This window comes from Flavobacterium sp., assembly GCF_965277525.1.
GTDB lineage: Bacteria > Bacteroidota > Bacteroidia > Flavobacteriales > Flavobacteriaceae > Flavobacterium.
The window spans coordinates 321,095-338,988 of the sequence record NZ_CBDIDC010000011.1; the positions used below are offsets into that span (position 1 = coordinate 321,095).

Consider the following 17,894-nt stretch of genomic DNA (forward strand, 5'->3'; position numbering starts at 1 on the left):
AGCCTATTCTAATTTCGATGGCAAAACCGTAACGTATGCTAATGCCATTCATGAAATAAGATTGGGCTATAAAATCTTTGAATAGTTATTTTGAATTGCAATTTATTAGTATTGCAGCCCCTGCTTTTTAATAGGGTTTCTTTTTTATATTTTAAGAAAATGTTCTTTACTTATTTAGGGTTCCAATGATCTTTTCACGATGGTTTAATCCCCAGTTGACTAAGGTTTCGGTTACAGGAAGTACTGATTTTCCGTATTCTGTAATAGCGTAAATAACCGTGACAGGTTTCGTTTGCTGTGCTGTTCTTGAAACCAGTAAATTAGTTTCTAATTCTTTCAGTTCTTTACTTAACATCTTAGCAGAAATGCCTTCGATTTCGCGCTGCATTTTTTTGAAATGAATCACCTGATGCGTTCTGTTGGTCAGGAACCGAAGAATCATTAATTTCCATTTCCCTCCTAATATATCCAGACTGTCACGCATCGCCATTAGTTCTTCTGAACAATTGGCTTCGCGAAGCGTTCCGTTATCATTAATTTTTGCCATAGTAGTTTCTCATTGGTAACCGGTTACCTCGGGTTAACCCATAGCAAAAATAAAGTATTTGTACTTTAATTTTGTATGATAAAACAATAAAAATGAAAGCAATCGTTTTACATCAAAATGGAGAATTTCACCTGGAGGAAATAGAAACACCGCAGCCGGGAGAGCATCAGGTTCAGGTAAAAATAGCAGCATCAGGCTTTAATCCAATCGATTATCAAATGATCGAAAATGCGATGGAACGTAAGTTATTGCATTCACCAATATTAGGTCGGGAGTTTTCAGGGACTGTTTCGGCTGTTGGAGAAAAAGTCAGTGATTTTGAAATTGGTGATTTTGTTTTCTGTGGTTCCGGAAGTATGGGGTCTAATGGAACGTATGCCGAATATATTTGCGTCCCTGCTGAAATCCTGATGCATTTGCCTACGAATATTTCTTTAGAACAAGGCGCTGCAATTCCTTCTGTCGGACTTACAGCTTTACAATCGATTCAGAGAATGAAAGCAAATCTAACTGATACTATTTTGATAACCGGTGCAGCGGGCGGAGTAGGGAATATGCTCCTAAAATTACTTTTGGCAAAAGGATTTCACAATCTTGTTGTAACGGCCGGGAATGAAAAAAGTATTGCCGCATTGCTCAATCTGGGGTTGCAACCAGGTCAGATTATCAATTACAGAAAAGAGGATATTTCTGAAACGGCCTTGATTTTGAACAATAATAACCGTTTTGATTTTGTGGTGGATCTGGTTGGTAATGAAATTGCAGTTACAGCAGCCAAACTTCTAAAAACGAACGGTACTTATGTCGATGTTACCAATTTTTCTACCCCGGATTTCCGTGAAGTTCTTTTTAGTAAGGGGGCAACAATTCTCAATATCTCGAATTATGCCTATGGAATCGAAAAAAGATACGATTATTATAAAGAAGGGTTAAGACAATTGTCTATACAGCTACAAGAAAAGTGGATTACGCCACCAATTATTGAAATACTAGGTGATTTAGAAGTGTCGACAATTTTGAAAGCACATGCAATACTTCGCGAAAATAAAACCAACGGAAAGAAATTAATTATGAAAATAAACCAACTATGAGAACAATTCCACGAAGAATCGTTACAGGCTTACGAAATGGAAAATCAATAATCGAAAAGGATGCAATTGTATCGAATGTTTCAGAACATTTTCCGGGTTTGATTATATCTGATATCTGGTCGACAGATAGTATGCCGGTTAAATTACAGGAAGAAAAAGTTATCGAAAATACTGCTTTTCCCAATACGCCTAAAAACGGAAGTTATTTCAGATACGTCCAGATTCCACCTGACAAAGATCTTGGAATTGTAACACCCGAAGGCCAGCCGCATCCTTTGATGCATCAAACAGATACACTTGATTATATTGTGATTTTGGCTGGAGAAATTTGGCTGATTGTAGATGAAAGCGAAACCCTATTGCAAGCCGGAGATATCGTGGTACAAAGAGGAACGAATCATGCCTGGAGCAATCGATCTGATGTGCCTTGTATTCAATTGGCGATATTATTAGATGCTCGAAATGAGTAATTGTAAGTTTATGGCACACGGATGAAACGGATTCACCATCGTGAAAAAGCAGATTTGCACAGATTTTAATCCGTTGTAACGCAAAAAAAGAAATCCGCGCAACCTTGTTTAAATCCGTGTCATCCCTGTGCCATAAAAAACAAATCCCTCAAAAAAGTCTATTAGATCGATAGGATAAAAAAAGTTTCGCATTTTTGCATTAAAATTCAAATTATCTCTTTAAATTTGCCGCAGCAATGAAAAACGATAACCAGAATACCAATCATTATAGCTGCAACATGTGTTGTGCTGCGATGCAATGGTATGAACTGGCTGATATATAAAAATAAAAAGATTTATTTCTAAAGCCTTTCATAATCAATTGAAAGGCTTTTTGATTTTAAATTTTGCAATTTCAGAAGCACTAAGTATTTATGTCTGTGCATGTAGCAGATTTAACCTGAATTATAAAAATGATTGAATTAAAAAATGTCACCAAGAATTTTCATCAGAAAAACCGAATTGTTTCGGCTTTATCAGATGTTTCGCTTAAGGTTCCTCCAGGAAAAATCTTTGGTGTAATTGGAACTTCGGGAGCTGGAAAAAGTACCCTGATTCGATGTGTGAACTTACTGGAAAGACCCACTTCGGGAGAAATTATAGTTGATGGAAAATCGCTGATACAATTATCGAATGCGCAACTGGCGATTGAAAGAAGACAAATCGGAATGATTTTTCAGCATTTTAATTTACTATCCTCAAGAACGGTTTTTGAAAATGTAGCTTTTCCGCTGGAATTGGTTGGAGCATCAAAAGGAGATATCCAAACCCGTGTTTTAGAATTGTTGGAATTAGTAGGTTTGGCCGAAAAAGCAAACGATTATCCTGCAAGTCTTTCAGGGGGACAGAAACAAAGGGTTGCCATTGCGAGAACACTGGCGAATAACCCAAAAGTGCTTTTATGTGATGAGGCTACAAGTGCGCTTGATCCGGCAACGACAAGATCGATTTTAAATTTACTGAAGGATATTAATCGTCGTCTGAACATCACAATTCTATTGATTACACACCAGATGGAAGTCGTGAAATCGATTTGCGATGAGGTGGCAGTAATCAGCCATGGAAAACTGATTGAGCAGGGAAGTGTTGGTGAAATTTTTGCAGATCCTAAACATGAATTAACCAAAGAATTTATCGCTTCGTCTTTGCATCTTGATATTCCGAGAGTGTATCAGGAAAGATTGCAAAAGGAAGACGGCGAAGGTTTAAGTCCGTTATTGCGACTTGAAATGACTGGTAAATCAGTAAATGAGCCTGTTATTTCTGAAGTTTCAAGATTGTTTGATACTAATTTTAAGATTGTCAGCGCACAAATGGATCAGGCAGGGGATGTGAATTTTGGTGTGATGCTGATTGAATTGTCAGGCAAACGCGAAAATTACGAAGCTGCAATTGAATATTTTATTTCTAAACATATTAAAACAGAAATCATAGGTTATGTCTGATTCTATTATTGACTTATTACTAAAAGGTACCTGGGAAACTATAGTGATGACATTTGTGTCGGGCTTTTTTGGTTTTGTATTAGGACTTCCAACAGGTGTTTTACTTTTTCTTACCCGAAAAAATCAAATCCTGGAGCAACCGGTTTTAAACCGAGTTTTATCGGTTGTGGTGAATATTTTTCGTTCAATTCCGTTCATTATATTGATTGTCTGGATGATTCCGTTTACACGTGCTCTGGTAGGAACTTCTATTGGCGTGAGCGCCGCATTGGTTCCGTTAAGTATTGGTGCAGCTCCATTTATTGCACGACTTGTTGAGAACAGCCTTTTGGGCTTGCCTTCAGGCTTAATTGAAGCTGCCAGAGCCTTAGGAGCAACACCTCTTCAAATCGTATATAAAGTATTACTTCCGGAAGCTTTACCATCCTTAATAAATGCCGCATCGATTACCTTAATCACGCTTGTAGGCTATTCTGCAATGGGTGGTGCTGTTGGTGCCGGAGGTTTAGGACAAGTAGGATATCAGTATGGATATATTGGTTATGATGCCGTAACGATGAATTCGGTTTTGGCATTATTGGTGCTTTTGGTATTCGTGATTCAGTTTGCGGGTGACTTTTTATCAAAACGATTTGATCATAGATAATACTTTGAGATTTTACCGCAAAGCACGCGAAGTTTTTTTTAGAATATCGTGATTTTTGTGAGAAGGTAAAGGCCGCAAAGCTTTGAGATTTTACCACAGAGAATACAAAGTTTTTTTAATATACTAAGTTTAGTAAAACACAAAGTTCGCAAAGTTTTGCGAACTTAAATTGTGGTAACACAGTTTAAAACTTTGCGCACTTTGCGGTTAAAAAACACACAACGAATAAATAATAATTAAAAACTAAAATATGATTAGTAAAAATAATTTTTTAAAAGCAATCGGAATTTTAACCCTGACACTTTCATTGGTTAATTGTGGCAAAGCAAAAAACAACGATCCGCATCACATTAAAGTTGGTGTTGCAACCGGACCGGAATATAAAGTGGCTGAGGCCGCTAAAAAAGTAGCCAAAGAAAAATACGGACTTGAGGTTGAATTGATTTCTTTTAATGATTATGTGATCCCTAACGAAGCTTTGAGTCAGGGCGATATTGATGCGAATGCTTTTCAGCACAAACCGTATCTTGACGAACAATCGAAACAACGCGGATACAAGTTGGCAATCATCGGGAAAACATTTATTTATCCGATTGCTGCTTATTCTAAAAAAATCAAAAACCTTTCGGAATTAAAAGACGAAAGCACGATTATTATTCCAAACGATCCAACAAACGGAGGACGTTCGTTATTGCTTTTAGAGAAAAACGGTTTATTAAAATTGCGGCCAAATGTTGGACTATTGCCTAAAGTAACAGATATAGTAAGTAATCCTAAAAAACTGAAAATATTAGAGTTAGAAGCACCTCAGCTGCCAAGAGCGCTTGACGATGAGAATGTCACTATTGCGATTATCAATAATACTTTTGCTTCTCAGGCAGGATTAGTTCCTTCTCGTGATGCTTTGTTTGTTGAGGATAAAGATTCTCCTTATGTGAATTTAGTGGTAAGTCGTGAAGACAATAAAAACGAAGAAAAAGTAAAACAGTTTTTACAAGCTTTTCAATCTCCGGAAGTTGAAGCAGCAGCTCTTAAAGAATTTAAAGGAGGAGCTGTAAAAGGCTGGTAATAAAAATATCCAGACATTTTAATGCCAATATAAAAAAGTGCTAAGTCAATAGATTTCAGCGCTTTTTTGTTTTTGGGAATATGAAACAAATCATAAGAATTATTTTTATTTGAAAAAAAGCAAAATTAAAGCATTATATTTATTGTACTTATATAAAATTTTTAAAGTCAAATCCGTCAACAAATATGCTGATCAATTGATTTTTCAATCAGAATGTTGACTCCTAAAATTATTTCCATGAAATTTCAAATAAAAAAAATTACAGCTTCAATCCTGCTTTGTTTTGGATTGAGTATTGCACAAGCACAACAAAGTAATGATGCTTCAAAATGCCGTTATGTTAAAACGGCTACAGGATATTTAATGGTTTTAAGAGAAGGTGATAACGTGATTGAATCGATAGAAAAACTGGTTAAAGAAGAAAAAATTCCTTCAGGAAACTTTACAGGAATCGGTTTTGCACAAGAAGTAATTTTTGGTTTTTACGATTTTAATTTAAAGAAATTTAATCCTAAAACTTTTAATAAAGTCGAAATGGGAAGTATCACAGGTTCAATAGCCTGGAATGGAGAAAAACCTTCCTTACACATTCATGGAGTGGCAACCGATGAAAAATTTAATGCATACGGAGGACATATTCTTTCACTGAAAGTAGGTACGGGATCTATGGAAGTTTACATTACACTAAATAATGGAAAACTGGAACGAAAAGTAGAACAACCCTTAAATGCCAACGTATTGCAATTGCCCTGCATAAAATAAGTTTTAAAAAGATTGTTTTTGCAAGAATTAAAAAAGTGAAAGCAGTTTTAATTCTTGCAAAACCATTTATGATTTAATCAATCCGGATACTTTCAATCGCTTTTTCAAAAGCGGTTTCTTTCACTCCCGGTACTTTTAAACCTTCAGCACGAAATGCCGTTAGATCTGTCATGCCCAGAAAACCAAGAAAAGCCTTCAAATAAGGAACAACAAAATCATTTGCTTTTCCCGGTCCTTCAGAATATATACCACCGGAACTCATTGCTACATATACTTTTTTTCCTGTTACCAATCCAATTGGGCCATTTTCTCCATATCCAAAAGTTATTCCGGCCCTGGTAATATGATCAATCCAGGCCTTTAAAGATGAATGTATGGTAAAGTTGTAAAGTGGCGCACCCATAACAATAATATCTGCAGCTAATAGTTGTTTTACAAATAGGTCAGAAAAACGAATAGATTCCTTGTCTTTGTCAGTCAGTTGATCTTCCGGAATAAAAAAGGTGCGAAGAACTTCAGGATGCAGATGCGGAATTTCGATATCAACCAGATTTAATTCTTCAACGGTACTATTGGGATATTTATCCTGAATTTTCTTGACGATAGTTTTACCCAATTTAATGCTGTACGATTCTTTGCCTTGTATGCTTGAGATTAAATGGAGAATGTGTTTCATAACGAAAAATGATTAATGTGATTAATTTTAAGTTTTTATATGAAGCAAAGCTACCATTACCAACTATGCAAAAGTGAGTACTTACCCAAAGGAAAGCGGTTACTTTTAGGAAAGTCTGTATCTTTGCAACATGAAAACAATTGAAGATGAAACACTTCCAACCAGGGAAGAATGTGCAGGATCACTTAAAAATATACTTGATGCGCTTTATGTTTTAAACGGTAAATGGAAAATAGCCTTAATTCTTAGTCTTATACAATCGCCCAAACGCTTTAACGAGATCCAGAAAGAGGTTATGGGAATTTCACCTAAAGTTCTGGCGAATGAACTTAAAGATTTGGAACAGAATGAGTTTATCAAAAGAAATGTTTATCCAACAACTCCGGTTAGTATTATTTACGAAGCGACGGAATATAGCCAAAGTTTAAAAAGCGTAATCCGTGAACTCAGTATTTGGGGCGAACAGCATCGTGAAAGAATTAAGGAAAGCATGCGAAAATAAACGTGATTTATAAAGAAACTTTACCCAATAATAGTTGTTTTATAGCAACCAAATGCGAAAAAACAACAATAGGCACTAAAACTGCCGGAAGCAAAGTAAACGGAAATTCTAAAAGCGCAACATTAGGCTGATCAAAAGCAAATTGCTGAAATTTTGTAGGCAAGGATAACACTGCATTAATAGCAATATTGATTACTAAAGAGAGGCAAATGAAATTCCATAGTAATAAAATTTTGGTACTAAGTTTCCTTTTCACGAAAGTGAAATAATAAATAATGGGCGCTGAAATTCCTGAGAGTATATCAAAATTTCTGCCTTCAAATGTCATCAATTCCGGAATAGCTTTATTCATAAAAAGGCCTAATAAAACCAGTTCTACGGGAATTCTGATGATATGAATAATTGTCAGGGTTTTAATATCTAATCCATTAATAAAGAATCTGCCTTTTTTTGTGATAAAGAGTAAAATAATAGTTAGTAAAGGCGGCATTAATAATAAGGAAAATCGGGGAGGCAATGTGTTTTCAGATTTATAAAAACCGGTAAAGGAGATAATACATTGTGCAATTATCCATAAAAGAAGTATTGCCAAAACCGTTTTAGAGTAATGTGTTGCTTTATAAAAAAGAACAATTGCGGTTAAGAGTGTAAGCCCGAAAACCAAAGTGATGTAAAGTGGTAAAGTTTCCATTTTGTTTATTTTTTAGTTAAACAAAGGAATATATTTTACGCTGGAAAAAACTTAGCAAATGGCAAGAAACAAGATCATTAATGTTTTTTTGAAAGCTCTTTTCTAATTCTGCTTAAAGAAGTATCTGTAATGCCCAGAAAAGATGCAATGTTTTTTAAAGAAGCTTGCTGAAAAATTTCGGGATTGGTTTTTAATAAAGAGATATAACGCTCTTCGGCCGTTTCGGTAATCATAGAAAGCATTCTGGTTTTTAGTCCGGAAAATCCCTTGACGAGTATAGATCTTCCAAATTCCCTGAATTCAGGCAAAGCGTGAAATAAATTGTTTAATTGCTCATAAGTAATGTACCAGGTTACACAATCTGTTAGCGCCTGAATATTTTCTTTTGACTTGGTCCGATTAAAAAAGGAAGCAACTTCAAAAATCACATCTCCGGGAGAATAGAAATTTGTAGTTACTTCATTTCCATCAGTATCATGAGCAAATGAGCGCATAAATCCTTTTTCGAGAAACAGATATTCATCAGAAACAGTTCCTTCTTCCAGTATTTTTTGATTTCTTAAAACAAGTTTGCTTTCAAAATGATTCGCAATTTCTGCTGCCACTTCTAAAGAAATCAAATTGGTACTTTTAAGATATAGAATTATAACTTCTTTGCTCATGTGCATTCTTCTTTAATTAAATTCCGTAAAGTTTAGGCGCCGCATTCAGCATAGGAAACTGACGTCGATGCCAATACAGATAAGTTGGTAGTACTTCGCTTGGCTGATCAGGCAGTAATTCCCGTTCGAAATCACGGTCAAGCAAATAATAATAGGCCTGATGTGCCATAAACTTAGACCAGCCATAATGTTCTGATGTAGAAAGAGATTTCATTAAATGCCAGCCTGAGTAATTAGAACAGGTGATGTAACCTATTTTTCCGGATTGTATCAAATTATCAAAAGCTTTAAGAGTTTGTCATAAGTCATATTTATGATTTAAAGGTACTAAAAAGTAAATTGTCCATGAAAAATATACTCCATCATATTCTAATTATATTAGGTTTTGCAGTTGTATTGAATATGGCGGCAGTTGTTAACTATAGAAAAAAATATAGTTTTGGTTCTTTAATTTAAAAAATAGTACATCCGATTTTAATACAAACAAAAAGCGCTGAATCCATAAATTCAGCGCTTTTTTATATAATAATTCGAATTAGTAAAAAACAATTTAATCTTTTTGTAGGCAATTATTTTTGCGATTTTTTACTTCCTTCAATATTCGGAAGCAAGCTTGTTAAGATCCCTATCAAAGGCAAAAATGCACAAACTTTAAAAACATATTCAATACTGGTCGCATCCGCTAGTTTTCCTAAAATAGCAGAACCCAATCCACCCATACCAAAAGCCAACCCGAAGAAAAGACCTGCGATCAAGCCTACTTTTCCGGGAACAAGTTCAGTTGCATAAACCAAAATAGCCGAGAAAGCAGATGAGATAATTAAACCAATAATTACCGATAAGATTCCTGTCCAGAAAAGAGAAACATAAGGCAATAGTAAAGTAAATGGCGCAACACCTAATATCGAGATCCAGATGATATATTTTCTGCCAAAACGATCCCCTAACGGTCCGCCAAATAAAGTTCCGGCGGCTACTGCTCCCATAAATGCAAAAAGGTAGATTTGAGATTCCTGTACAGACAAATGAAATTTATCAATTAGATAAAAAGTGTAATAACTGGTCATACTGGCCATGTAGAAGTATTTTGAAAAAATCAGTACCAATAAAATGCCCAATGAAAAAATCACTTTTTTCTTTGAAAGGGAATGATGAACCTCTTCTTTTACGACAGACTTGTTTAGCGCTTTTAGATTTAAATGTTCCTGATACCATTTGGCAATACCGGAAAGAATGATGATTCCTAAAACAGCAGCAATACAAAACCAGATAATATTAGATTGTCCGTAAGGAACGACAATTATTGCAGCAAGTAATGGTCCGATAGCACTTCCTGCATTACCTCCTAATTGAAAAATAGACTGTGCCAAACCTCTTTTTCCTCCGGATGCCATGTGGGCAACCCTTGAAGCTTCAGGATGAAATATAGAAGACCCGATACCAATTAAACTAACGGCAAGCAAAATATTAACGAAACTCGAAGCCAAAGCCACGGCTGCCAGACCAACCATGGTAAAAACCATTGAAATGGCTAACGAATAAGGACGTGGTTTTCTGTCTGTATAAAAACCAACAAAAGGTTGTAAAATCGATGCTGTAAGCTGGTACGTTAAGGTGATTAAACCAATATCGGTAAAATTCAAATGAAATTTTTCTTTAATGACCGGATAAACGGCAGGAACGACTGCCTGCAACAAGTCGTTTATAAAGTGGGTAAAGCTAATGGTAAATAAAACGGAAAAAACAGTCTGTTGCACTAACTGCTTTGAATCGGTAATGGTGTTTGTTTTCATAATTTAAATCAGATGATCTGATGAATTTTTGTAAAAATTAGTAATTAATATGTCCTATTATTTTGGCTACGGTGTTCCATGCTTTTTTGGGATCCTGATCAATAATACCGTTTAAAAGTTGTTCGTGTATGGTGTAAGTTTCCTCAAATATTTTGGTGTCCGGATATAAAGTAAGAAATTCTTTTTTTAAGTGTTTAGAAATAGATTTATACAAATCAGCCAGAATCTCATTTTTGGATGCTTCGGCAATGGCAATATGAAATTGTATGTCAGCTTCAACACATTCTTCCAGTAAACCTTGTTTGGCCGTTTTCATTCTCTCAGCCAAATGTTGTTTCATGGCAATTATATCATCATCAGTTCTGTTTATTGCAGCCTTTTCAGCAATTTTCAATTCTACTAATTGTCTTACTTCATCTAAATCCTGAAGACTTGCCCGTTTTAAGCGTTGATCCATTGGTTCACGCGTACTGTTTACTTCCTGTACAAATGTACCAACGCCTTGCTGTATTCGTAGTAATCCTGAATTGGCGAGTAATTTCATTGCTTCTCTGATAGAAGAACGACCAACACCAAAACTTTTCATGAGCTCTGCTTCAATAGGCAATTTCTCATTGATCTTATAGTGACCCAGAGAAATTTGTTCCTGCAATTTAGAAGCAACTTCTTCTGCTAAAGATTTTTTATTAATTAGTGTCATATTTTATTTGTCATATCATCTGATGATTGCAAATGTAAAAAAATATTTTAATTTAAAAAACTTAACCAGCAAGTACTTAAAAGAATTACGCAAAATTGGTAACGTTTTTTTTGCTGTGCTGAAGGAAAAAATGCAAATTTTACAAAGCTTCATGTGAAGATTAGCAAATTAAAAATTCGTGATAATTTGTGAAATGCGTGGCTAAATAAATGACCACAAAGTTAAGTAAGGTACCCCCAAAGCACATAAGGTTTATATGTTTTGCTCCTAAGAGCTATCAGGATTATGAGAAATGGTTACATTCTCTGCGATTAAGAATAATTTCCGGGTTAAAGAGCTTTGAAGGTAATAATTATAATTGTATAATTTTTCTCATAAATTATATAACTGTTTTTATTTTTAATTTAAGATTTTTGTTTGGTTCTAAATTAGAGCTACTACCATTTATAACTTTTTTTAATCATTAAAATCCCAAAACTATGAGAAAAATTAACCAAATTGCTATTGTTTCGAGTATGCTAATAACTTTGTTGAGCTGCTCTAATGATAAAGACGTAGATGCTAATCCAGGTAGTACTACAAATCCTGTAGAAGGAAATGCAGCCAATACAACTTATAAACCTGCATTCGAAGGACAAACCCGTGTAAGTGGCGTTCAGACCAACACACCTTATGAAGGAGTGGTTATTGCTACAACATTAAGCAGTCCCTGGGGAATAAAAACGCTTCCGGATGGCAGATTGTTAATTACAGAAAAAACAGGAACCATGCGTATTGCTACAACAGCCGGAGTTTTGAGTACTCCAATTACGGGTTTACCTGTTGTTAATGCTGCTGGACAAGGTGGTTTATTAGGTTTAGCGATTGATCCTGAATTTGCTACAAATCGTATGATATACTGGGTTTATGCAGAAGCTACGACAGGTGGAAACAACACTGCTGTAGCCAAAGGAAAACTTTCAGCTGATGAAAAAACGATAGAAGGCGCAACGGTTATTTACAGAGCAAAACCTGCTAATGCAAGTACACTTCATTACGGTGGACGTATTCTTTTTGATAAAGCTGGTTTCCTTGTTGTGAGTACCGGAGAACGTTCTGTACTTGAAACAAGACCATTGGCACAATCTGTTGCGTCAGGTTTAGGAAAAGTAGTTCGAATCACAAAAGAGGGGCAACCCGCAACCGGAAATCCTACTTTTACAGGAACGGGAGCTTTACCGGAATTATATACTATTGGACATAGAAATCCGCAAGGTTTAGCGCTTAATCCCAATACCGGAGAAGTCTGGCTGGCTGAGCATGGACCAAGAGGAGGTGACGAAATTAACAGACTTAAAGCAGGCTCAAATTACGGATGGCCAACAATTACTTATGGTATTGAATATAGTGGAGAAAAAGTGGGTGCCGGAATTCAGCAACAGGATGGTTTAGAACAACCGGTTTATTATTGGGATCCTGTAGTTTCACCAAGCGGAATGACTTTCTACACAGGTAATCGCGTTCCGGAATGGCAAAATAATCTGTTCATAGGAGCTTTAAGCGGAATGCATATTATTCGTCTTGCCATAAAAGACAATAAAGTAATCGGGGAAGAAAGACTTCTTGCTTCAGAAAACCAACGTTTTAGAGATGTTACACAAGGAAATGACGGAGCTTTGTATGCTGTTACCGACGGTGGAAGACTTTATAAAATTGATAAAAAATAAAAATCAATTTCAACATATGTTCTTTATAGAATTAAAGAATATAAAAATGGCACTCTATAGTGCCATTTTTTTTGTTATGCCAAAATGGGTTGACTATATTTGGTGTGGATTAAAACAAAAATATTGAAGAATAAGATCACGACATATTCGCTGGCACATCATAAGAGTTTGTTTGCTAATGCCAACAATGATAAAGAGTACTTTTATATTCAGGCAGAGGACCATCCTTATATCAGTGAACCTTACAGAGCAGAGAGTTATGCTATAGAATTTCTGAGAAAAGGCAGTATAGTGATGCAAACCAAACTGAAAAAAGTGGTCATTCACGCTCCGGCCATTATTACATTAGGACCATCAGTAATCAGAAGTTTTGCAAAAGACAGTGAGGAAATTTTAATTGACATTATTTTTTTTAAATCACAATTTTTTCTTCACAATCAGGCTAATGTTTTTTTTCTGTCGCAATATGAGTTCTTCGAGAATAGTGATATGCATGTGTTTCATCTGGAGAAAAAAAACAAAACTAAATTTGAGCAAATTTTTTCGCTGCTAAAACAATCACTAGACAATAATTCTAATCATCAACCCTCTATTTTAAGAGGTTATCTTTATATTTTGATTTATGAACTTGATTTTATAAAGCAAATAACCCCTAACGAAACAATACAAAATCCGATATTCGAAAAATTCAAAGAAATCCTTTCTAAAGAATTTTTAAATCAAAGATCAGTTCAGTATTATGCTGATGCTTTGAATGTAACGCGTAAATATTTATCGGAAATTATTAAAAACAATAGCGGTAAAACAGCAAGTGACTGGATAGAAGAGATTATTGTTTTAGAAGCCAAAGTATTGCTTCAAAATAAAGAGGTAACAATCAATCAAATTAGTGATACCTTAAACTTCCCGAATCAATCCGGTTTTGGAAGATTCTTTAAAAATGCGACAGGAATTTCACCTTTGGAATATCGTAGAAAGACTATTTAACATATAGAAGAATATTTGCAATTTTGTCATCCCGAAAAAATACGGCAAAGCAAATGCTATACGTGTTATTTAAAGTGAAACGCCTTTTTTTAAGCTATGTTTTGATGTGTTTAAAATTAAACTCAACCGACAATTCGAACAAAACACAAGACATTTAGCTCTTTTCTAATGCATCAAAACTGCGCAACTTTGCTTTCTGATTAACTAATGGTTTTTACTAAAATTTATCACTCACAAATTAAAATATAAAGTAGTATGTCTAAAGTAGCAAAATTTGTCGTAATCATAAATGATAATGTAATTTGGATGGAAGAGAAGGCACTGAAATTTTATTCAGATTTATTTGGTTCTGCTAAAGAAACAGGAGAGAAGTATGCACAGGAAAATTTATCCAGTCAGAAGTTGTTCAAAATACAGAATGATTTTTCAATCGAAGTATTGATGGCTTATGAAGCAGAAAATCCTTTGTCTTTTATGAAACTGAATTCATCCCGGTTAACTAATCAAAATTTGGGCGCCAATAAAGCCATTGGCGTATATCATATTGTTTATTTTAATCCAGAAGATTTAATAGCGCTTTTTAAGCGTGCTGAAGAAGTAGCTTTGCAAAGAAAACACGATTTAATTTGGGTAAAAGCTTTTGAGATAGATACCGCTTTAATAGCAACTTTGAAATCGTTAGGCTATCAGGAATTCAATTATGAAAATGATAGTACGCTCGATACGGATCAAAAGCAACTTTATTTTAAGAAATCAGTTTAGCTTTATTTTAATAACCTCATCATTTGCAATGGCATAAACAATGTCATTTTGTTGAGGTTTTAAAATGTATTTTCCGGTAAATTCACCAAATGCAGCCAGGATCATTTGATTTTCTTTCTGAAAAAAACAAGGTAATTTTAAAGATTGCGCACCAAATCCGCGAAGAATAATTCCGGGATGAATATGACCTGAAAAGTTAAAAAAACCTTCTTTGATTGTGGGATGATGAGTCAATAAAAAGTCACCAATTTCAAGAGATTCCACCACATCAATATCAAGTTGGATATAATGTTTTTTATCAATAATATCATGATTTCCCGCAATTAGGATAATTTCGTTAGTACAGCAAGCGACCCAATTTTCGAATAAATCCCATTCTGTATTTTTTGCACTATGAAATAAATCTCCCAGAAAAATAATTTTTTCAGGTTTAAAATAGGTCACGATATCCGTCAAGCGTTTAAAATTTTCCGAAACCACATTGTTGGGAATTGCAACGCCGTGTTTTCTAAAGTGAGATACTTTTCCCAAATGCACATCAGAGATCAGAAGCAATTTTCGGGTTTCCCAAAATAAAGCCCCACTTGGATGCAATGTAAATGTTTGATTTTGAATTGTAATCGTCATAAATATTTACTTCATATACGAAGCTGTCATTTTTTTAATTCGTTCTGCTAAAGTCTCACTCGACAATTTTTCGCGTAATCGATCCGTAATTAACGGAAAGCTAAAAGGTGTTGGTTTTAAGCATTGTTTCCAGATGATTTTCTGGTGCTGAATGCGTTCCAAAGCCATAATCAAGCGTCCTTCCTCCAACTGGTGTTCAAAGGTTTCGCGATAGGCTTGCTGAAACAATAAGTTATCAGGTTCATAATCCCTAAAAACCTCAAACAACAATTGAGAACCACTTTGCAAATGTTTTGTTTTGACCATTTTACCCGGAAAACCTGTAAAAACCAAACCTGCAATTACGGCAATATCCCTGAATTTTCGTCTGGCCATTTCAGTGGCATTCAGACTTTTTTGCAAATCATGATGCACATATTCAGTTGAAAATAGATTATTATCTAAGACATTTTGCATATCAATTTCCTGATCAGATAATAATTCGAATCCATAATCATTATAGGCCAATGAAAAACTAATAGGTAATAGCAAACTAATTCTGTATGCTAATAAACTGGCCAGGGCTTCGTGAACAAATCGTCCTTCAAAAGGATAAAATATCGCGTGATAACCTTCTCTCGTTTTAAAGGTTTCGATTAAAAACTGATCATCCCCCGGCACAATAGATTCTTTTCTTTGTCTTGTAAATAAGGGCTTCAAGGCTTTTAATTCGGGAGAAAGATTATCGGTATTCGCACGGTACAATTCATGACGCAGCAATTCGCTCATTTGTGCCGAAAGTGCCATTCGCCCACCCATCCAGCTTACTACTTTTGATTTCTTTTTAGGGTCTGCCTTTCGAACTAAAACCTGCATATTTCTGATCCGGAACAATTCGAGTTGTTTACCGGCAAAGATAAAAGTATCACCTGGTTTTAGTTTTGATACGAACCATTCCTCAATAGTTCCGATGTAACCACCGCTCATATATTTTACGTTTACGACCGCATCACCCACAATAGTCCCAATTTGCATGCGGTGATGCATGGCGATCAATCGACTGCTGATTTTAAAACGTCCGTCTTCCTCAATTTCTACTTTTTTATATTCGTCATAAGCCTGTAAACTTTGACTTCCGTGAGAAATAAAATTCAGAATCCAGTTCCAGTTTTCTTCGGTCATGGCCTGATAGCAAAATGTCCCTTTTACTTCTTTGTAAATTTCATCCGGAAGAAATCCATCCGAAACTGCTAAAGTATTAAGGTATTGCACCAAAACATCCCAGCTGTTCAAATACGGAACACGATCTTCGATAACATTATTTTCAACCGCTTTTTTTAGTGCTGATGCTTCGATCAATTCAATCGCATGAGTCGCGAGAAAATAAATAACACTTTCTTTTCCGGGCTGATGACCACTTCTTCCGGCCCTTTGCAAAAAACGCGCTACGCCTTTAGGTCCGCCAACCTGAATAATTGTTTCTACAGGAGCAAAATCAACCCCAAGATCCAGACTTGAAGTGCAAACAACGACTTTTAATTCCTCATTTCTGATGGCTTGCTCGACCCAAAGTCTTGTTTCGCGATTAATGCTTCCGTGATGCATGGCCATTTCTCCGGCGAATTCAGGATATTTTTCGAGTAATCGCTGAAACCATATTTCGCAGGCCGAACGTACATTGGTAAAGATCAAAGTTGTTTTACTCGCTTTTACAATTTTGGCAACCTCATCAATAAGATGTAAACCCATATGTCCGCGCCAGGGATAGGTTTCCATTTTATCCGGAATAATCGAAATGACTTTTATTTTTTTATGAATCTGAGCTTTAATCAAAACCGAATTATGATACGCTTCAGAATCCACTCCGAGTAAAACTTCCTGCGCTTGTTGTAGATTCCCAATCGTTGCCGAGATTCCCCAAATGCGCATTTTGGGTGCAATTGCTTTTAGTCGGGACAAACCAAGTTCCGTTTGAACACCGCGTTTTGTACCTAATAATTCATGCCATTCATCTATGACAATTGCCGTACAATTGCAAAAGATTTTATCATAGCCTTTTGTTGCCAAAAGCAATTGTAAACTTTCCGGAGTTGTCACCAATAAATCCGGCATTTTCCCCTTTTGTTTGGCTCTCTCGCTTGCGGATGTATCTCCGGAACGAATTCCCACGGTCATTTTGGTTCCCAAATCATTGACTACTCTTTCTGCAGCTTGTTTGATTTCGACCGAAAGTGAGCGTAAAGGTGTAATCCAGATCGCTTTAAGTCCGGGAGTATGTTTTGGTTTTATAATCAGGATTATCTTTGATGTAATTTAAAATAATAGGCAACCAGAGTGCATAAGTTTTCCCGCTTCCGGTTGGAGCGTTGAGTAAACCGTTTTTTCCCTGCAAAAAAGCAGTCCACGTTTGTGTCTGAAACGGAAACGGTTTCCAACCCTGATTGTGGAACCAGTCATTTGCTACCGCAAAAAGTTGCTCTCTGTTCATTGTTTTTGCTATTATTTTTTTACCATTAAGATATTAAGTTTCATTAAGGTTTTCCTATTAGAAGAATATTAAGAAATCGTTTTTTAGTTAAGTCCCAGCGAGACGTCATATTTATAGATATTTATAAATTTATTTAGCGGAACCCCATCGGGGGTGACATATAGAATGATGTTAATTTTGACCAATTATATATCGCTCCGCTGGAGCTCTTTTCCTGATGCTTTTTTAATTTCTATAAATATATTGCTCCGA

17 protein-coding genes and 2 pseudogenes are annotated in these 17,894 nt (G+C 35.5%); 10 read left to right on the forward strand and 9 right to left on the reverse strand.

The features are described from left to right. Positions 1 to 166: 166 nt before the first annotated feature. Entirely contained in the window at positions 167 to 547 is a 381-nt protein-coding gene (locus ACQY44_RS22145) for a winged helix-turn-helix transcriptional regulator (RefSeq protein ID WP_428232449.1), read from the reverse strand. Between the two features lie 92 nt (positions 548 to 639). Here ACQY44_RS22145 and ACQY44_RS22150 point away from each other — a divergent pair, with 92 nt between their 5' ends. From ACQY44_RS22150 to ACQY44_RS22175, 6 genes are all read left to right on the forward strand, one after another. Further along, on the forward strand, positions 640 to 1,638 hold the full coding sequence (locus tag ACQY44_RS22150) for a quinone oxidoreductase family protein (RefSeq protein ID WP_428232450.1): 999 nt from the start codon (positions 640 to 642) through the stop codon (positions 1,636 to 1,638). Next, positions 1,635 to 2,108, forward strand: coding sequence for a cupin domain-containing protein (locus ACQY44_RS22155; protein WP_428232451.1), 474 nt, complete (start codon positions 1,635 to 1,637; stop codon positions 2,106 to 2,108). The genes ACQY44_RS22150 and ACQY44_RS22155 overlap by 4 nt, the downstream gene beginning before the upstream one ends. 452 nt (positions 2,109 to 2,560) lie before the next feature. After that, a complete protein-coding gene (gene metN / locus ACQY44_RS22160; protein WP_428232452.1) occupies positions 2,561 to 3,592 on the forward strand; it encodes a methionine ABC transporter ATP-binding protein MetN in 1,032 nt (343 codons plus the stop codon). Then, positions 3,585 to 4,238, forward strand: coding sequence for a methionine ABC transporter permease MetI (metI, locus tag ACQY44_RS22165; RefSeq protein ID WP_428232453.1), 654 nt, complete (start codon positions 3,585 to 3,587; stop codon positions 4,236 to 4,238). Before metN ends, metI begins: the two co-directional genes overlap by 8 nt. 250 nt (positions 4,239 to 4,488) lie before the next feature. After that, positions 4,489 to 5,307, forward strand: a complete 819-nt coding sequence (gene metQ / locus ACQY44_RS22170; protein WP_428232454.1) for a methionine ABC transporter substrate-binding lipoprotein MetQ — start codon at positions 4,489 to 4,491, stop codon at positions 5,305 to 5,307. Between the two features lie 237 nt (positions 5,308 to 5,544). Further along, positions 5,545 to 6,069 carry a PPC domain-containing DNA-binding protein gene (locus ACQY44_RS22175; RefSeq protein WP_428232455.1) on the forward strand — a complete coding sequence of 175 codons (525 nt, stop codon included), beginning with the start codon at positions 5,545 to 5,547 and terminating at the stop codon, positions 6,067 to 6,069. Positions 6,070 to 6,142: 73 nt separating this feature from the next. Here the strand turns inward: ACQY44_RS22175 and ACQY44_RS22180 are convergent, their stop codons facing one another. After that, positions 6,143 to 6,745 carry an FMN-dependent NADH-azoreductase gene (locus ACQY44_RS22180; RefSeq protein WP_428232456.1) on the reverse strand — a complete coding sequence of 201 codons (603 nt, stop codon included), beginning with the start codon at positions 6,743 to 6,745 and terminating at the stop codon, positions 6,143 to 6,145. A gap of 130 nt (positions 6,746 to 6,875) precedes the next feature. On the opposite strand from ACQY44_RS22180, the gene ACQY44_RS22185 reads away from it, so the two are divergent. Beyond that, positions 6,876 to 7,247 carry a winged helix-turn-helix transcriptional regulator gene (locus ACQY44_RS22185; RefSeq protein ID WP_428232457.1) on the forward strand — a complete coding sequence of 124 codons (372 nt, stop codon included), beginning with the start codon at positions 6,876 to 6,878 and terminating at the stop codon, positions 7,245 to 7,247. A gap of 7 nt (positions 7,248 to 7,254) precedes the next feature. Here ACQY44_RS22185 and ACQY44_RS22190 read toward each other — a convergent pair whose 3' ends face one another. The 5 genes and pseudogenes from ACQY44_RS22190 to ACQY44_RS22210 all read right to left on the reverse strand — a co-directional run bounded on the left by ACQY44_RS22190 (position 7,255) and on the right by ACQY44_RS22210 (position 11,093). Beyond that, positions 7,255 to 7,938: a hypothetical protein gene (locus tag ACQY44_RS22190; RefSeq protein WP_428232458.1), complete on the reverse strand. Its 684-nt coding sequence runs from the start codon at positions 7,936 to 7,938 to the stop codon at positions 7,255 to 7,257. Between the two features lie 77 nt (positions 7,939 to 8,015). Then, positions 8,016 to 8,600: a Crp/Fnr family transcriptional regulator gene (locus ACQY44_RS22195; RefSeq protein ID WP_428232459.1), complete on the reverse strand. Its 585-nt coding sequence runs from the start codon at positions 8,598 to 8,600 to the stop codon at positions 8,016 to 8,018. A gap of 16 nt (positions 8,601 to 8,616) precedes the next feature. Next, a pseudogene (locus tag ACQY44_RS22200) lies at positions 8,617 to 8,883 on the reverse strand (hypothetical protein); the annotation flags it as partial. A gap of 286 nt (positions 8,884 to 9,169) precedes the next feature. Next, positions 9,170 to 10,393, reverse strand: coding sequence for an MFS transporter (locus ACQY44_RS22205; RefSeq protein ID WP_428232460.1), 1,224 nt, complete (start codon positions 10,391 to 10,393; stop codon positions 9,170 to 9,172). A 37-nt stretch (positions 10,394 to 10,430) separates the two neighbouring features. Beyond that, positions 10,431 to 11,093: a FadR/GntR family transcriptional regulator gene (locus ACQY44_RS22210; RefSeq protein WP_428232461.1), complete on the reverse strand. Its 663-nt coding sequence runs from the start codon at positions 11,091 to 11,093 to the stop codon at positions 10,431 to 10,433. Between the two features lie 479 nt (positions 11,094 to 11,572). On the opposite strand from ACQY44_RS22210, the gene ACQY44_RS22215 reads away from it, so the two are divergent. The 3 genes from ACQY44_RS22215 (at position 11,573) to ACQY44_RS22225 (ending at position 14,548) form a co-directional block, all read left to right on the forward strand. Then, positions 11,573 to 12,799, forward strand: coding sequence for a PQQ-dependent sugar dehydrogenase (locus ACQY44_RS22215; RefSeq protein WP_428232462.1), 1,227 nt, complete (start codon positions 11,573 to 11,575; stop codon positions 12,797 to 12,799). Positions 12,800 to 12,922: 123 nt separating this feature from the next. Beyond that, positions 12,923 to 13,786, forward strand: a complete 864-nt coding sequence (locus ACQY44_RS22220; RefSeq protein ID WP_428232463.1) for a helix-turn-helix domain-containing protein — start codon at positions 12,923 to 12,925, stop codon at positions 13,784 to 13,786. 255 nt (positions 13,787 to 14,041) lie between these two features. Then, positions 14,042 to 14,548, forward strand: a complete 507-nt coding sequence (locus tag ACQY44_RS22225; RefSeq protein ID WP_428232464.1) for a hypothetical protein — start codon at positions 14,042 to 14,044, stop codon at positions 14,546 to 14,548. Here ACQY44_RS22225 and pdeM read toward each other — a convergent pair. Both pdeM and ACQY44_RS22235 read right to left on the reverse strand, forming a co-directional pair. Next, positions 14,540 to 15,175: a ligase-associated DNA damage response endonuclease PdeM gene (gene pdeM, locus ACQY44_RS22230; RefSeq protein WP_428232465.1), complete on the reverse strand. Its 636-nt coding sequence runs from the start codon at positions 15,173 to 15,175 to the stop codon at positions 14,540 to 14,542. The two genes, ACQY44_RS22225 and pdeM, sit on opposite strands and share 9 nt — an antisense overlap. 6 nt (positions 15,176 to 15,181) lie before the next feature. Further along, a pseudogene (locus ACQY44_RS22235) lies at positions 15,182 to 17,642 on the reverse strand (ligase-associated DNA damage response DEXH box helicase). Positions 17,643 to 17,894 lie beyond the last annotated feature (252 nt).